Origin of the sequence: Streptomyces caelestis (assembly GCF_014205255.1) — a bacterium.
Classification (GTDB): domain Bacteria; phylum Actinomycetota; class Actinomycetes; order Streptomycetales; family Streptomycetaceae; genus Streptomyces; species Streptomyces caelestis.
Genome location: NZ_JACHNE010000001.1, coordinates 2,207,040 through 2,223,228 on the forward strand (window position 1 = coordinate 2,207,040; position 16,189 = coordinate 2,223,228).

General features: G+C 71.5%; 10 protein-coding genes. 6 read left to right on the plus strand and 4 right to left on the minus strand.

Annotated elements, in window-relative coordinates; all coding sequences use genetic code 11:
* Positions 1-33: 33 nt before the first annotated feature.
* Positions 34-2,574 (plus strand): ATP-dependent helicase HrpB, encoded by a 2,541-nt coding sequence (gene hrpB, locus HDA41_RS10000; protein WP_184982657.1) that lies wholly within the window; start codon positions 34-36, stop codon positions 2,572-2,574.
* A 12-nt stretch (positions 2,575-2,586) separates the two neighbouring features.
* Here the strand turns inward: hrpB and pgfA are convergent, their stop codons facing one another.
* The 3 genes from pgfA to HDA41_RS10015 form a co-directional block, all read right to left on the minus strand.
* Positions 2,587-3,579 (minus strand): cell envelope lipid trafficking protein PgfA, encoded by a 993-nt coding sequence (gene pgfA / locus HDA41_RS10005; RefSeq protein ID WP_184982659.1) that lies wholly within the window; start codon positions 3,577-3,579, stop codon positions 2,587-2,589.
* Positions 3,580-3,604: 25 nt separating this feature from the next.
* The gene (locus tag HDA41_RS10010; protein ID WP_184982661.1) at positions 3,605-3,739 is read right to left on the minus strand and encodes an SPW_0924 family protein; all 135 of its coding nucleotides are present in this window, start codon (positions 3,737-3,739) and stop codon (positions 3,605-3,607) included.
* A gap of 158 nt (positions 3,740-3,897) precedes the next feature.
* Positions 3,898-5,643, minus strand: a complete 1,746-nt coding sequence (locus HDA41_RS10015) for a lytic transglycosylase domain-containing protein (protein ID WP_184982663.1) — start codon at positions 5,641-5,643, stop codon at positions 3,898-3,900.
* A 317-nt stretch (positions 5,644-5,960) separates the two neighbouring features.
* On the opposite strand from HDA41_RS10015, the gene HDA41_RS10020 reads away from it, so the two are divergent.
* Positions 5,961-6,830, plus strand: coding sequence for a DUF4184 family protein (locus HDA41_RS10020; protein WP_184982665.1), 870 nt, complete (start codon positions 5,961-5,963; stop codon positions 6,828-6,830).
* Positions 6,831-7,517: 687 nt separating this feature from the next.
* On the opposite strand, the gene polA is transcribed toward HDA41_RS10020, so the two are convergent.
* The gene (gene polA, locus HDA41_RS10025) at positions 7,518-10,244 is read right to left on the minus strand and encodes a DNA polymerase I (protein ID WP_184982667.1); all 2,727 of its coding nucleotides are present in this window, start codon (positions 10,242-10,244) and stop codon (positions 7,518-7,520) included.
* Positions 10,245-10,425: 181 nt separating this feature from the next.
* Here polA and HDA41_RS10030 point away from each other — a divergent pair, with 181 nt between their 5' ends.
* The 4 genes from HDA41_RS10030 (at position 10,426) to HDA41_RS10045 (ending at position 16,125) form a co-directional block, all read left to right on the plus strand.
* The gene (locus HDA41_RS10030; protein WP_184982669.1) at positions 10,426-12,705 is read left to right on the plus strand and encodes an FdhF/YdeP family oxidoreductase; all 2,280 of its coding nucleotides are present in this window, start codon (positions 10,426-10,428) and stop codon (positions 12,703-12,705) included.
* A 57-nt stretch (positions 12,706-12,762) separates the two neighbouring features.
* Complete coding sequence (locus tag HDA41_RS10035; RefSeq protein WP_184982671.1) at positions 12,763-13,251, plus strand: PaaI family thioesterase; 489 nt, start codon at positions 12,763-12,765, stop codon at positions 13,249-13,251.
* 166 nt (positions 13,252-13,417) lie between these two features.
* Positions 13,418-14,290: a trypsin-like serine protease gene (locus tag HDA41_RS10040; RefSeq protein WP_184982672.1), complete on the plus strand. Its 873-nt coding sequence runs from the start codon at positions 13,418-13,420 to the stop codon at positions 14,288-14,290.
* A 602-nt stretch (positions 14,291-14,892) separates the two neighbouring features.
* Complete coding sequence (locus HDA41_RS10045; RefSeq protein WP_184982673.1) at positions 14,893-16,125, plus strand: branched-chain amino acid ABC transporter substrate-binding protein; 1,233 nt, start codon at positions 14,893-14,895, stop codon at positions 16,123-16,125.
* Positions 16,126-16,189 lie beyond the last annotated feature (64 nt).

Sequence of the window (16,189 nt, forward strand, 5' to 3'; positions counted from 1 at the left end):
CAGGCACCTTCCGCGCCGTACGACACTGAGTACGTGATCCGTTACGACGCCCTGGACGCCCTGCCCGTACGCGGTGCCCTGCCCGCTCTGGACGACGCACTGGAGGGGCACGGCACCGCTGTCCTCGTGGCGCCGCCCGGCACCGGAAAGACGACTCTGGTGCCCCTGGCTCTGGCGGGGCTGCTCGGGGAGGGGCCCCGGCGGCGGGTGATCGTCGCCGAGCCGCGGCGGATCGCGGCCCGGGCGGCGGCGCGGCGGATGGCGTGGCTGCTGGGCGAGAAGGTGGGCGAGAGCGTCGGCTACACCGTGCGCGGGGAACGCGTCGTCGGGCGGCACACACGCGTGGAGGTCGTCACGACCGGTGTACTGGTGCAGCGGGTGCAGCGCGACCAGGAGCTGGCCGGTGCCGATGTGGTGGTGCTCGACGAGTGCCACGAGCGGCATCTGGACGCGGACACGGCGGCGGCGTTCCTGTGGGACGTACGGCAGACGCTGCGCCCGGAGCTGCGGCTGGTGGCCGCCTCGGCGACGACCGACGCGCAGGGGTGGGCCGCGCTGCTGGGCGGCGCTCCGGTGGTCGAGGCCCAGGGGGCGGCGTATCCGGTCGAGGTCGTGTGGGCGCCGCCGGTGCGGCCCGTACGGCCGCCGCACGGGATGCGTGTCGATCCGGCGCTGCTGACGCATGTGGCGTCGGTGGTACGGCGGGCACTGGGCGAGCGGGACGGGGACGTGCTGTGTTTCCTGCCGGGCGTCGGCGAGATCGCCCGGGTCGCCGGGCAGCTCGGGGAGCTCGGGGACGTCGAAGTGCTCCAGGTGCACGGGCGGGCGCCCGCGGCGGTGCAGGACGCCGTGCTGGCCGGCGGGGAACGGCGGCGGGTGGTGCTGGCCACGTCGGTGGCGGAGTCGTCGCTGACGGTTCCCGGGGTGCGCGTGGTCGTCGACTCCGGACTGGCGCGGGAGCCTCGCGTCGACCACGCGCGCGGGTTGAGCGCGCTGACGACGGTGCGGGCGTCGCAGGCGGCCGGGCGGCAGCGGGCGGGGCGGGCCGGGCGTGAGGCGCCGGGAGCGGTGTACCGGTGCTGGGCGGAGGCCGAGGACGCTCGTCTGCCGCGTTTTCCCTCGCCGGAGATCAAGGTGGCCGACCTGACGGCGTTCGCGCTTCAGGTGGCGTGCTGGGGGGATCCGGACGCGTCCGGGCTGGCGTTGCTGGACCCGCCGCCGGCTGGGGCGATGGCGGCGGCACGGGATGTGCTGGCGGCGGTGGGGGCGGTCGACCCCGCCGGTCGGGCCACGGAGCGGGGTGCTGCGCTGGCTCGGTTGGGACTGCATCCGCGGTTGGGGCGGGCCCTGGTGGATTCCGTGCCGTTCCTGGGGGCTGAGCGGGCCTCGGAAATCGTCGCCCTGTTGAGTGAGGAGGCTCCTCGGGAGTACGGGGATGATCTGGCGGGTGCCTTGCGGCGGGCTCGGCGTGGGGGTGACGCCTACTCCTCGCGGTGGCGGAGTGAGGTTCGGCGGCTGCGGGCCGTCGTTTCGGGCGTTTCCCACCCTCCCACCGGTAACTGGCCGCAAGATGCCGACGTCGGGGCCTGGGCGGACTCCCCGGAAGAGCGGCAGGTCGGGGTCGTTGCCGCTCTCGCTTTTCCCGAGCGCGTCGCCAGGAGCGACGGTGGGTCGTACCTGATGGTCTCCGGGACCCGTGCCGAGGTCGGTGACGGGAGCGCGCTGCGGGGCGTTCCCTGGATCGCCGTCGCCGTCGCCGACCGGCCCGTCGGGAAGGGGCACGCGCGCGTGCGGCTCGGGGCCGTGGTCGACGAGGGCGTGGCGCGGCTCGCCGCGGGGGCGCTGCTGGAGGAGCGGGACGAGGTGCGCTGGGACGGTGGGGACGTCGTGGCGCGGCGGGTGGAGCGGCTGGGGGCCGTGGAGCTGGCGGTGCGGCCGCTGAAGGACGCCGATCCCGGGCTCGTACGCGGTGCGCTGCTGGACGGGCTGCGGCAGGAGGGGCTCGGGGTGCTGCGGAGGTCGGCGGAGGCCGGTGCCCTGCGGCAGCGGCTGGCGTTTCTGCGGCTGCACCTCGGTGAACCGTGGCCCGACGTCTCCGACGACGCGCTGCACGCGCGCGTGGAGGAGTGGCTGGAGCCGGAGCTGAGCCGGGCCCGGCGGCGGGCCGACCTGGCGCGGATCGACGCCGGGGAGGCGCTCGCGAGGCTCCTGCCCTGGGCGTCCGGGGAGGCCGGGAGGCTCGACGAGCTCGCTCCGGAGCGGATCTCGGTGCCGAGCGGGTCGAGGATCCGCGTCGACTACTCCCGGCCCGAGCAGCCGGTGCTGGCGGTGAAGTTGCAGGAGATGTTCGGCCTCCAGGAGTCGCCGCGCGTCGCAGGGGTGCCGCTGCTCGTCCATCTGCTGTCCCCGGCCGGGCGGCCCGCCGCCGTCACCGCCGACCTGGCCTCGTTCTGGAAGGACGGCTACAAGGGCGTACGGGCGGAGCTGCGCGGGCGGTATCCGAAGCATCCGTGGCCCGAGGACCCGGCCGGTGCCGAGCCGACCCGGCACACCAGCGCCCGGCTCAGGCGCTGACCACCGCCCGGCTCAGGCGCTGACCGGTGACGGTTCCTCGCTCTCCGTGGGGGCCGGGCCGGACGGGCGGCGGCTGCGGGCCTCCAGGTACAGGGCGAGGGCCAGCAGGAGGACGCCGAGGGTCAGGGAGCCCCACGGCAGGTAGGACGTCATCAGCAGGATGAGCAGGCGCTGGGACTTCACCAGGTCGACCGTGTGCGTGATGTAGTCCTTGCGCATCTTCACGTGCCCGGCGAACGCGGTCACCTTGTCACGGTCGCCGAGGAGCGTGCCGCCGCGCAGTTCCTCCTTGTGGAGTTCCTCGCCGTAGACGGGGGCGCCGGTGAGGGGTTCGACCCAGAACTTGCGGACCGTGGTGTACCAGCGGGTGGTGCCGGTCCCGGCGACCGACTCGGGGGTGAGGCCCTCCACGGGCAGGGTCTTCGGGATCCTCACCTTGGTCCACGGGATGGTCTGCTCGAAGTAGTAGACCTCCAGGCCGCGGAAGTCCTGTGTGCCCCTGTAGTGGATGGGGGCGGTGACGCGGGCCTGGGCGTCGAAGTACTCGTAGTCCCGTTTCTCCGTGAGGAACGGCCATTTGAACTCGATGCCCTCGCGGCGCACGGGATCGCCGTCGACCATCTCGCCGGTGGCGTGGACGGGTTCCTGGGTGTGGGCGTCGAAGATGTAGCGCTCGGGGATCTTCGACACCATCTTCCCGTCGGGCCCGGCGACGTAGGACAGGCCGTCCCAGACGACCACGTCGCGGCCCGCCGACTCCTCGATCCGCTCGGAGGCCTCGACGTTGCCCTTGAGGGTCTGCACGATCGTGACCTTGGGGACCGTGCGGGCCCGCATCGTGCCGTAGTCGAGGAGGGTGGCGTTCTCCGCCTCCAGGACCATGTCCTGGTATTGGTGCGCGGGGACCTTGGCGAGGCGCGGGAAGGCGTACCAGCGCAGCAGCGGGGACAGGGCCGCGAAGAACACGGCGAGGGCGAGCAGGACCAGGCCGGCTTTGCGGCGCATCTCGGCCTCCCTCCCGGGCGGGCGGTCAGGGGTGTGCGGGAACCGTCGTCAGCAGCGGCTTCGGGGACGTCCCGCCCGAGGGGGTACCGAGGGCGGTCAGCGTCAGGACCAGGGCGAACGCGACGGCGAGACCGGTGGCGGCGGCGACGAGGGCGCGCATAGGGGGCCTCCCCACGGGTGAGCTGATACACCGTCAGGTTTCTCGGCACCGTAGCAACGCGCGGCGGAGATGAGAACACGTTGCACGCACAACGACGCGCCCCTCCTGAAAAACGGCGCCCCTCTTCAAAGAGGGGCGCCGTCCGTCGTACCTGAGAACTACGCGCTGGGACTGGCCGAGGGGCTCGGTGAGGACGTCTCGGCAGCCGCCACGGTCAGTTCGACGGTGAGGGTCGCTCCGCCCTCGGTGTCGATGCGGAGCAGGAACGTGCCGGTGGTGTCGTCCGCGTAGAGCTTCGGCAGCTTCAGCAGGCCCTTCGCGTCCGTCTTCAGGCCGGTCAGCGTGCGTACGGCCTTTCCGTCGGCGCTCTTGAAGTAGGGGCCCTTGTCGTTGGCGGTCGGATCGTCCGCCGACTTGATGAGCGTGGCGGTGGCCGCGACGCCGTCCGCGACGGCGCCCTTGTACGTGGCCTTCACCTCGACCTGGTTGGCGAACTCGCCGCCCGGGGTGCAGGTCAGCGCGGCGTCACCGGTGCGGGCGAGGGCGTCGGCGGCGCGCTCGGTGACGGTGGCCGTGTAGTCGAGGCCCGCGACCATACGGCCCACGACGGTGGCCCGGACGGTGACGTCGCCCGTCTTCTCCCCCGCCTGGAGTGCGGGTGCGACGGCCACTCCGGAGCTGTTGGTGGCGACTGTGGCCACGCTCTCGCCGCCCGTGAACGTGGTGTCCGTGTCGCCGACGATGGTGAAGCGGATCCTGACCTTGGCGACGGCCTTTCCGGCCTTCGTCTCGGCGCGGGTGCTGATCCGCTGGGTGAACGCCTCGCCCGCCATCGCGGTGAGCTTCGCCGTCCCGGCGTCCTCCAGGTGGTGCACCGTGTCGGTGGGCGTGGGAGACGACGAGGGCGGTGGGCTCGGGGAGCCCGGCGGAGTGGTGGGCGGCTTCGGTTTCGACGTGCCGCCCCCACCGGGCTTTTCCGGCTTGGGTCGGGGCTTGGGCGTGGAGCCGCCCGCAGTCGGCGTGCCGGGCGTGCTCGGCGTGGTGGGGCTGGGGCTGGGGCTCGTCCCGGCCCCTTCGTCGCTGCGGTTGTCGGGCAGCGTGCCGGTGCCGTCGGGGATCTCGTGCGTGCCCTTGCGGTAGTACTCCAGCCACCGCATGACCAGGTTCAGGTACTCCCGCGAGTTGTTGTAGCTGAGGATCGCGCGGTCGAGGTCCTTCTGATCGGACAAGTCCCAGTTGAAGCGGCAGAGGTAGTGGCCGGCGGCGAGTGCGGCGTCGTAGATGTTGTTGGGGTCCTTCTTGCCGTCGCCGTTGGCGTCGCGGCCTGCCCAGGCCCAGGTGGACGGGATGAACTGCATGGGGCCGACGGCCTGGTCGTAGGTGCTGTTGCCGTCGAAGGCGCCGTTGTCGGTGTCCTTGATGAGGGCGAAGCCGTTGCCGTCGAGCTGCGGGCCCAGGATCGGCGAGAGGGTGGTGCCCTCGGCGTTGACGCGGCCGCCGCGGGCCTGGCCCGACTCCACCCGGCCGATGGCGGCGAGGAGTTGCCAGGGCAGGTTGCAGCCGGGCTTGTCGTCGCGCAGCGCGGCCTCGGCCTTCTTGTAGGCGTCGAGGACGGTCGCGGGGATGCCCGCCTCGGAGGTGCCGGGGGTGGTGGGCCCCGGCCCGGTGCTCGGTGACGGGCTCGGGCTGTTGAGCGGCGGCAGGTCCGTGTAGTACGGCGAGTTGCCGGTGGCGCTGCCGTCGGAGGCACTGGCGTCGGGTGAGGGGGTGGCGTCCGCGGCGGTCTGTCTGCCGTGGTCGTTCACGCCCGGAGCCTGGGAGGCGGACAGGGCCGCGACCGCTACCGCGGCCACGGCGGTGGTCGCCGCCCCCTTGCGCAGCCTCCTGCCGAATTGCGCCGCCATAGAGTGAACCCCTCCCGTGGACGCCCGAGCGCCCGTCTCTGTCTGTCGCGCTCTTGTGTCGCGTACGCGCACTTCTGTTGCGTTCGCTCTGTTGTGACGATCGACCGGCCCGAGTGGTTGCCCTCCGACGGGCCTGTCTCCTGCCACCGGCACGGTGACCCTGGCGACCCTACGACAACTTCCTTTGCCCGGGCACCCGTTCGTGCCCGGTTTTCACCAGTTGGTCATGTGGTGAGCGCGGCGGGCGGCCGGTGTTGCGGCATCCCGCATACTGGGCCCTCCGATCGCCCTGGCAACGACCGTCATGAGGAGCCGAGTTGCCGTTCACGCTGAGCCACGCGGCGGCCGTACTGCCCGCCGTACGCATCGACGGCACCGGCCGGGGCCCGCTGGTGCCCGCCGTGCTCGTGGCGGGCTCCTTCGCGCCCGACATGACCTACTACGCGGCGAGTGTGGTGTCCGGGGCGATGGAGTTCGGTGACGTCACGCACTCGTTCCCGGGTGTGTGCACGGTCGACGTGCTCATCGCCTGGGCGCTGGTGGGACTGTGGCTGCTGGTGCGCGAACCGCTGGTGGCGCTGCTGCCGTGGGCCCGGCAGGGGCGGGTTTCCGCGCTGGTGCGGTGCGGGGTGCCCCGTGCGCGTGTTCGGCCGTTGCTGGTGCTGCGGTGGTATGTGTCCGCGGTGCTCGGCGCGTTGACGCACGTCGTGTGGGACGCGTTCACGCATCTCGACCGGTGGGGGATGCGGCTGTTTCCGGTCCTGGGCCGGGAGGTGGCGGGCTCGCCGCTGTACTGGTACCTGCAGTACGGCGGTTCGGCGGTGGCCGCCGTCGTGATCGCCGTGTTCGTGGCACAGGCCGTGCGACGAGCGCCTGCGCGCGTGCCGGTGGGGGTCCCGGTGCTGTCGGTGCGGGACCGGTGGCTGGCGGGTGCGGTGATCGGCGGCTTCGCGCTGGTCGGGGCGGTGCAGCGGGCGTCGCGGTGGTGGGCCTACTGGGGTTCGAGCGCGAAACCGTGGGAGATCGTTCCGACGGTGTGCTTCGGAGCGGGCGCGGGGCTCGTCCCGGCGCTGCTGCTGTACGCCGTCGGAGTCAGGGTGTGGCGTCCGGCTCCGGCCCCGGACCAGGCCCCGGGCGGTCCTGACCAGGTCGATGACGCGGAGCCGAGCCGGTCGGGCGCTCGCTGAGGGGCCCGGTGGTCGCGATGTACACGGTGATGGTGGTGTGCGCGGGGCGGGGCCGTGGGAGCAGGGCGAGGACGAGCGTCAGGTAGCTGCGGGCCAGGTCTCCCCAGGGGCGGCAGGTCCGGCCGGGGCCATCGGCCTTGTGTGGGTGCCGGGCCGTGGGGGCTGTGCCGCCGGTGAGACCGAGGATGGCGGACACGTCACTGGGGCTGGTGAGGCCTGTGGCAGCGGACACTTTGCCGGCGCCCGTGCGCCCCGGGACGGCCATCACGTCGCCGGTGCCAGTGCGGCCAGTCGCAGCGGACACGTCGCCGACGCCGGTGGGATCGGTCGCCCGGCGTCCGTGGGCCAGGCGCTGCCGGAGGTCCGCCGTCGTGTGGCGCAGGGCCGTGGTGAGAGTGGCGGGGACGCGGATCGTGCTGGCGGCTGCCGCGAAGGGCGGGACCGGCGGGAGTGCCGCGCCTGGGGCCGTGCGGCGAAGGAGCGTGCGTATACCCATGCCCGCATCTTTGCGACCGCCGGGGGCGGGGGCCCTTTCTCGGGGGCCACGCGAGTGATGTTTTCCGCGGGAGCGGGGCGGGAGCGGAGGTGGCGGATGCCCCCGGCTCCGCGCTCGGCCGAGGGCATACCCGCGTGGGCTGCTCCGGGACTGCTTCAGTGCTCCGGGACTGCTGCGCGCGATGTGTGGGACTAGTGCGCCGCCGACTCCCAGTCCCGGCCCGAGCCCACCGAGACGCCCAGCGGGACGCGGAGGTGGACGGCGTTCGCCATCTCGCGGCGGACGAGTTCCTCGGCGGCAGCCCGCTCCCCGGGGGCGATCTCCAGCACGATTTCGTCGTGGACCTGGAGCAGCATGCGGGAGGCGAGCCCGGCGTCCTTCAGTGCGCTGTCCACCTTGAGCATGGCGATCTTGACGATGTCGGCCGCCGTGCCCTGGATGGGCGCGTTGAGGGCCATCCGCTCGGCCGCCTCACGGCGCTGCCGGTTGTCGCTGTTGAGGTCGGGCAGGTAGCGGCGACGCCCGAAGAGCGTCGCCGTGTAGCCCGTCGCCCGGGCCTCGTCGACCGCCCGGCGCAGATAGTCCCGTACGCCGCCGAACCGCTCGAAGTACGCGTCCATCAGGGCGCGGGCCTCCGCCGCATCGATGTTCAGCTGCTGGGAGAGGCCGAAAGCGGACAGTCCGTAGGCCAGGCCGTACGACATGGCCTTGATCTTGCGGCGCATCTCGGCGTCCACCGCGGTCGGCTCGACCGCGAAGACCTGGGAGGCGGCCGTGGTGTGCAGGTCCTCGCCGGAGGTGAACGCCTCGATCAGGCCCGCGTCCTCGGAGAGGTGGGCCATCACGCGCAGCTCGATCTGGCTGTAGTCGGCCGTCATCAGGGACTCGAAGCCCTCGCCGACGACGAAGCCGCGGCGGATCGCGCGGCCCTCGTCGGTGCGGACCGGGATGTTCTGCAGGTTCGGGTCCGTGGAGGAAAGGCGGCCGGTCGCGGCGACCGTCTGGTTGAACGTCGTGTGGATACGGCCGTCCGCGGCGATCGTCTTGATCAGGCCCTCGACGGTGACGCGGAGCTTGGCCTGCTCGCGGTGGCGGAGCATGATCACCGGCAGTTCGTTGTCCGTCTGGGTGGCGAGCCAGGCCAACGCGTCGGCGTCCGTGGTGTAGCCGGTCTTCGTCCGCTTCGTCTTGGGCAGGGCCAGCTCGCCGAAGAGGACCTCCTGGAGCTGCTTGGGCGAGCCCAGGTTGAACTCGTGCCCGGCTGCCGCGTGGGCTTCCTTCACCGCCTGCTGGACCGCGCCGGCGAACATCTGCTCCATGGCCTCCAGATGGGGCCGGTCGGCCGCGATGCCGTGCCGCTCCATGCGGGCGAGCAGCGCGGATGTGGGCAGCTCCATGTCGCGCAGCAGGTCCGCGGCGCCGACCTCCTCCAGGCGGCTCTCGAAGGCCTCGCCCAGGTCGAGGACGGCACGGGCCTGGATCATCAGGGCCTCGGCCTCGGCGCCCTCGTCCGCGCCGAAGGCGAGCTGGCCGTCGGCCGCGGCGGCGGGGGCCAGCTCGCGGTGCAGGTACTCCAGGGACAACGCGTCCAGGTCGAAGGAGCGGCGGCCCGGCTTGACGAGGTAGGCGGCGAGCGCGGTGTCCATGCGCACGCCCTCGACACTCCAGCCGTGCTCGGCGAAGACCCGCATCGCGCCCTTGGCGTTGTGGAAGATCTTGGGCAGGGCGGCGTCGGCGAGCCAGGCCGCGAAGGCCTTCTCGTCGGCCTCGTCCAGCTGGGAGGGGTCGAACCAGGCGGCCGCCCCGCCGGGTGCGGCGAGCGCGACCTCGGCGACCGAGCCCGTGCCGAGCGCCCAGGCATCGACCGTGGCGACGCCGAGGGGCTGGGTGCCGTGCTCGGTGAGCCAGCCGGCCAGCTCGCCGGTGCCGAGCACCGTGCCGTCCAGCTGCACGCCGTCCGTGCTGATCGGGGTGGTCTCGGCCTCCTCGGCGCCCGGGTCGACGGCGAAGAGCCGCTCGCGCAGGGAGGGGTTGCGGATCTCCAGGGTGTCCAGGATCATCGCGACGGCCTTGCGGTCGTAGGCGGTCCGCTCCAGGTCGGCGACGCCCTTGGGGAGCTCGACCCGGCGCTCCAGCTCCGTGAGCCGGCGGTTGAGCTTGACCGCTTCCAGGTGGTCGCGGAGGTTCTGCCCGGCCTTGCCCTTGACCTCGTCCACGCGCTCGACGAGCTCGGCGAAGGAGCCGAACTGGTTGATCCACTTCGCGGCGGTCTTCTCGCCGACGCCGGGGATGCCGGGGAGGTTGTCGGAGGGGTCGCCGCGCAGGGCCGCGAAGTCGGGGTACTGCGCGGGCGTCAGCCCGTACTTCTCGAACACCTTCTCGGGGGTGAAGCGGGTCAGCTCGGAGACGCCCTTGGTCGGGTACAGCACGGTGGTGTGCTCGCTGACCAGCTGGAAGGAGTCCCGGTCGCCGGTGACGATCAGCACCTCGAAGCCCTCGGCCTCGGCCTGCGTGGCGAGGGTGGCGATCACGTCGTCCGCCTCGAAGCCGTCGACCGCGAAGCGGACGGCGCCCATCGCGTCGAGGAGCTCGCCGATCAGCTCGACCTGGCCCTTGAACTCGTCCGGGGTCTTGGAGCGGTTCGCCTTGTACTCCGTGAACTCCTGGGAGCGCCAGGTCTTGCGGGAGACGTCGAAGGCGACCGCGAAGTGCGTCGGCGCCTCGTCGCGCAGCGTGTTGGCCAGCATCGACGCGAAGCCGTAGATCGCGTTCGTCGGCTGGCCCGTCGCGGTGGTGAAGTTCTCCGCGGGCAGCGCGAAGAACGCTCGGTAGGCCAGCGAGTGCCCGTCCATGAGCATCAGTCGCGGACGGCTGCCGCCGGAGGTCTTGTCGGTCGTCTTCGATGCTGTCTCTGCCACGCCCCCGATCCTGCCACGCCCCACTGACACTCGGCCCCGGCCCCGGACCCGGCCCCGGACCCGGCCCGCGGCGGCGCGGGCGCCGGGGCGGGCCCTCGCCCCGGCCCGCCCCCACTCGATGTCACCGCCGCGTGCGAGGATCGGAGACGTACCTCACAACGCGGTCGAAGGGGAGCGTGCGATGGCGAGGAAGCCGCCCAAGAGTGATCCGGTTCAGGACGCGCCGCAGGTCGCCGGGCCACAGCACGCGGCAGCGGGCCTCCCCGCGATCGGGCACACGCTGCGCGTCGCCCAGCAGCAGATGGGCGTGAAGCGCACCGCGCTGACGCTGCTGAGCGTCAACCAGAAGGACGGCTTCGACTGCCCGGGCTGCGCCTGGCCGGAGCCGGAGCACCGGCACAAGGCGGAGTTCTGCGAGAACGGCGCGAAGGCCGTCGCCGAGGAAGCCACGCTGCGCCGGGTCACGCCCGAGTTCTTCGCCGCGCACCCGGTCGCCGACCTGGCCGGCCGCAGCGGCTACTGGCTGGGACAGCAGGGGCGCCTGACCCACCCCGTGTATCTCCCCGAGGGGGGCACGCACTACGAGCCGGTCACCTGGGAGCGCGCCTTCGGCATCGTCGCCGAGGAGATCGCCGCCCTCGGCTCCCCGGACGAGGCCGTCTTCTACACCTCGGGCCGCACCAGCAACGAGGCCGCGTTCCTCTACCAGCTGTTCGCCCGCGAGCTCGGCACGAACAATCTGCCCGACTGCTCGAACATGTGCCACGAGTCGTCCGGCTCGGCCCTGTCGGAGACGATCGGCATCGGCAAGGGCAGCGTCCTTCTGGAGGACCTGTACAAGGCCGACCTGATCATCGTCGCCGGCCAGAACCCGGGGACGAACCACCCGCGCATGCTGTCCGCCCTGGAGAAGGCCAAGGACAACGGGGCGAAGATCATCAGCGTCAACCCGCTGCCCGAGGCCGGCCTGGAGCGCTTCAAGAACCCGCAGACCCCGCAGGGCATGCTCAAGGGCGCCGCGCTGACCGACCTGTTCCTCCAGATCCGCATCGGCGGCGACCAGGCCCTGTTCCGTCTCCTCAACAAGCTGATCGTCGAGACGGAGGGCGCGGTCGACGAGGCGTTCGTGCGGGAGCACACGCACGGCTACGAGGAGTTCGCCGAGGCCGCCCGCGCCGCCGACTGGGACGAGACGCTCGCGGCGACCGGGCTGGCCCGGGAGGACATAGAGAAGGCCCTCCGTATGGTTCTGACCTCGGAGCGGACCATCGTCTGCTGGGCCATGGGTCTCACCCAGCACAAGCACTCGGTGCCGACCATCAGGGAAGTGGTCAACTTCCTTCTCCTGCGCGGCAACATCGGCCGCCCGGGCGCGGGCGTGTGCCCGGTGCGCGGCCACTCGAACGTGCAGGGCGACCGTACGATGGGCATCTTCGAGCGCCCCGCCCCGGCGTTCCTGGACGCCCTGGAGAAGGAGTTCGGCTTCGCCCCGCCGCGCGAGCACGGCTTCGACGTCGTACGGGCCATCCGCGCCCTGCGCGACGGCGAGGCGAAGGTCTTCTTCGCCATGGGCGGCAACTTCGTCTCCGCGTCCCCGGACACGGAGGTCACCGAGGCGGCCATGCGGCGGGCCCGGCTGACCGTGCACGTGTCGACGAAGCTGAACCGCTCGCACGTGATCACGGGCGCGCGTGCGCTGATCCTCCCGACGCTCGGCCGCACCGAGCGCGACCTCCAGGGAAGCGGCGAGCAGTTCGTGACCGTCGAGGACTCGATGGGCATGGTGCACGCCTCCCGGGGGCGGCTGGAGCCCGCGAGCCGGCATCTGCTGTCCGAGCCGGCCATCGTCTGCCGCCTGGCCCGCCGCGTGCTGGGCGAGAACAGCGCCACGCCCTGGGAGGAGTTCGAGAAGGACTACGCGACGATCCGGGACCGCATCGCGCGCGTGATCCCCGGCTTCGAGGACTTCAACGCGCGCGTGGCCCGCCCCGGCGGCTTCACGCTCCCGCACGCCCCGCGCGACGAACGCCGCTTCCCCACGGCCACCGGCAAGGCCAACTTCACCGCCGCCCCCGTGGAGTACCCCCAGCTGCCCGAGGGCCGCCTGCTGCTCCAGACGCTGCGCTCGCACGACCAGTACAACACCACGGTCTACGGCCTCGACGACCGTTACCGGGGCATCAGGAACGGCCGCCGGGTGGTGCTGGTCAACCCCGAGGACGCACGTGCCCTGAAGCTGGCGGACGGCGCTTACGTCGACCTGGTCAGTGAGTGGAAGGACGGCGTGGAACGCAGGGCGCCCGGTTTCCGGGTCGTGCACTACCCGACGGCCCGGGGCTGCGCCGCCGCGTACTACCCGGAGACCAACGTGCTGGTGCCGCTGGACGCCACGGCGGACACCAGTAACACCCCGGCCAGCAAGTCCGTCGTGGTGCGTCTGGAACAATCGGCTACCGACTGAGCGCTTGCTCAGCCGCAGAGGCAACCACATGATCTGGACGAACGGAGACCGGACCCCATGGGTGAACAGCGGCATGTGAAGTTCCCGCAAGAGGTCATCGACGAGTACGCCGCTCTCGGTGTCGACCTCTTGGCCCTGTTCTCCGCGGGCCACCTCGGGACCCGGATGGGCGTCCAGATCGTCGAGGCGTCGGCGGACCGGGTCGTCGGGACGATGCCGGTCGAGGGCAACACCCAGCCCTACGGACTGCTGCACGGCGGGGCCTCCGCGGTGCTGGCCGAGACGCTCGGCTCGGTCGGCTCGATGCTGCACGGCGGCAGCTCCAAGATCGCCGTGGGCGTCGACCTGAACTGCACCCACCACCGCGAGGTGCGCTCCGGCCTCGTCACCGGTGTGGCCACGCCCGTGCACCGGGGACGCTCGACTGCCACCTACGAGATCGTCATAACCGATGAAAGCGACAAAAGAGTGTGTACGGCCCGGCTGACCTGCCTGCTGCGTGATGTGAACCCGGGCGACGAGGCGCTCATCCGCGCGGCGAGCTGACGGACGCCGGTCGACCGGTGCCGAGCCGGCCGACGCAGGGCCGGCCGACGTAGGGAAAACCCTGGAGGGACGGTCGTGCTCTTGTCGCGGCCGTCCCCCGGGCGCTTCACTGGCGACGCTCCACCCCCACAGGAGAAGACCCGTCCCACCCCTAGAAGGGTTTCTCTTGACCTCCGTACGCGCCCTCGCCGTCACCGCTGCGGCCGGTGCCGCCGTGCTCGCCACCGCGCTGCCGTCGTCCGCCATCAACTCCTACAACGCCACGCCCGCACCCGAACGCACCGAGGTCGGCGCGCTCGTGGCCACCTGGGACGACGACGACAACCCCGCGACCCCCGACCGGGTCGACTGGGTCTGCTCCGGCACCATGATCGACGCGGACACCTTCCTGAGCGCCGCGCACTGCACCACCGACTGGCCGGACAACGTGCGGTTCTACGTCTCCCTGGACCAGGACGTGCAGTCCGGGCTCGACGCGGCGGCGAAGAAGTACCCGGGCGACCCGGCCGCACAGGCCGCGGCCGTCGCCGTCCAGGGCACCGCCCACTCCCACCCCGACTACCCGGGGCCCGCCTCCGACACCCACGACATCGCGGTGGTCGAACTGCCCGCCGCCCAGGTCAAGGCCCGCTGGACCTTCACCCCGGCCACCCTGCCCACCGCGAATCAGCTCGGCAGGCTGGGCTCGCAGGGGCTGAACGCCACCGACTGGTTCGTTGCCGGCTACGGCACCCAGGAAGCCGTCAACGGCCCCGGCGGCCACACCCACCCCGGCGGCGGCGTCCGCATGAAGGCGCCCGTCACCTTCAACGCCCTCAACGACTCCTGGGCCCGTCTGGCGATGACCGCCCCGCAGGGCAACGGAGGTGCCTGCTACGGCGACTCGGGCGGCCCCAACTTCGCGGTACTCGGCGGCCGGACCGTCCTGGCCGCCACCACCATCACGGGCGACACCCCCTGCTACGCGACCAACGTGACATACCGCCTGGACACCCCGGGCGCCCGGTCGTTCCTGGCACCGTTCGTGGCCCTGCCCTGACCACCTGGACGACTCCCGCCGCGGGGCCCGACCCACTGGGTCGGGCCCCGCGGCGCCGTACGCCCGGGGACGGACCCCCGCCCACGTCAATCGCTGAATCCCGGCGGGATTCCCGGGCGCGGTGCGCGCATACGGAAAAGCGCCCCGGAACGCCGGGATTCCTTTCCGATCCGTAACTCTGCGTAATTCACAAGCAATCAAGCCAAGCGGATTCTCCACATCCACAGCCGACCCCCTTTCATCCCGAACACCGCATAACCACCACCCGGTTTCGGGCCGAAGTCGCCTCGAGCAACGAATCATGTCAGGACCAAAACGACGGAACGGCCCTGCTTTCGACCAGAGCGCATCCAGGGAGTTCTCACCATGCGGACACGACGAACCGACCGGAATTCGCCCCTTCCGCCCCTCGCGTCGCGCTCTGCGATACTCCGCGGCATAACAAGAGCGTCACAGCCTTGGCCAGACCACTCCATGATTTCGCCACACCGGCTTAGAGTCACCGCCAGTCACCGCGCCACGGGATTCGAAGTCACTTCGGTCCAGCGCTCGACTCGGCGCGTTCCATGGGGGGCGCCCGTGCCAGGGAAAGGACCTGATTCGTGCGTCAACGTTCGCTCATAGCCATCACCGCCGCACTCGCGGCGGGATCGCTCACCCTCACCGCCTGCGGGTCGCGTGACGACAGCAGCAACGGCAGCGGCGGCGGCGACAAGACCACTGTCGTGATCGGCGTCGACGCCCCGCTCACCGGTGACCTGTCCGCCCTCGGACTCGGCATCCAGAACTCCGCCGACCTCGCGGTGAAGACCGCCAACAAGGACGAGTTCGTCAAGGGCGTCGAGTTCAAGCTCGAACCCCTCGACGACCAGGCCCAGCCCTCCGTCGGCCAGCAGAACGCCCAGAAGTTCATCAGCGACAAGGACGTCCTCGGCGTCGTCGGTCCCCTGAACTCCAGCGTCTCGCAGCAGATGCAGAAGCCGCTCAACGACGCCGGACTGGTCCAGGTCTCCCCCGCCAACACCGGCACCGAGCTGACCCAGGGCGACGGCTGGAAGACCGGCAACTCGGTCCGCCAGTTCAAGACCTTCTTCCGCACCGCCACCACCGACGAGGTCCAGGGCGCCTTCGCCGCCGAGTACCTCTACAGCAAGGCCGGCATCAAGAAGGTCTACCTGATCGACGACCAGAAGACCTACGGCGCCGGCCTCGCCGCCTCCTTCAAGACGAACTACACCAAGCTCGGCGGCAAGATCGTCGGCAGCGACCACATCAACCCCGACGACCGTGACTTCAACGCCGTCGTGGCCAAGATCAAGAAGACCGGCGCCGAGGCCCTCTACTACGGCGGCGAGTACCCGGCGGCCGGCCCGCTGAGCCAGCAGCTCAAGGACAGCGGCCAGAACATCCCGCTCATGGGCGGCGACGGCATCTACTCCGCCGAGTTCCCGAAGCTGAACAAGAAGGCCGAGGGCGACCTCGCCACCTCCGTGGGCAAGCCCGTCGAACAGCTCCCCTCCGCCAAGGAGTTCATCGCGAACTACAAGGCCGCGGGCTACAAGGACGCCTACGAGGCCTACGGCGGCCTCACCTACGACGCCACCTGGTCCATCATCGAGGCCGTCAAGCTGGCGGTCGAGGGCAACGACGGCAAGGTCCCGGCCGACGGCCGCAAGGCGGTCCTGGACGCCATGAGCAAGGTCAAGTTCGACGGCGTCACCGGCCCCATCTCCTTCGACGAGTTCGGCGACACCACGAACACGCTGATGACCGCGTACAAGATCAAGAAGAACGCGTGGGTGCCCGAGTACAGCGCCTCGCCCAAGCTGGGCTGACCGGGAGACGAGTAGCGAGCACTCCCCTCACACATTGATCCAGGCCGCGCGGGAGCGCCCACCA

What these genes read in the sequence shown, in the direction of transcription:
- HDA41_RS10015 (WP_184982663.1), bottom strand. Translation starts at nt 5,643, where the DNA reads ATGGCGGCGCAATTCGGCAGGAGGCTGCGCAAGGGGGCGGCGACCACC.
- HDA41_RS10035 (WP_184982671.1), top strand. Translation starts at nt 12,763, where the DNA reads ATGGGTGAACAGCGGCATGTGAAGTTCCCGCAAGAGGTCATCGACGAG.
- HDA41_RS10010 (WP_184982661.1), bottom strand. Translation starts at nt 3,739, where the DNA reads ATGCGCGCCCTCGTCGCCGCCGCCACCGGTCTCGCCGTCGCGTTCGCC.
- pgfA (WP_184982659.1), bottom strand. Translation starts at nt 3,579, where the DNA reads ATGCGCCGCAAAGCCGGCCTGGTCCTGCTCGCCCTCGCCGTGTTCTTC.
- HDA41_RS10030 (WP_184982669.1), top strand. Translation starts at nt 10,426, where the DNA reads ATGGCGAGGAAGCCGCCCAAGAGTGATCCGGTTCAGGACGCGCCGCAG.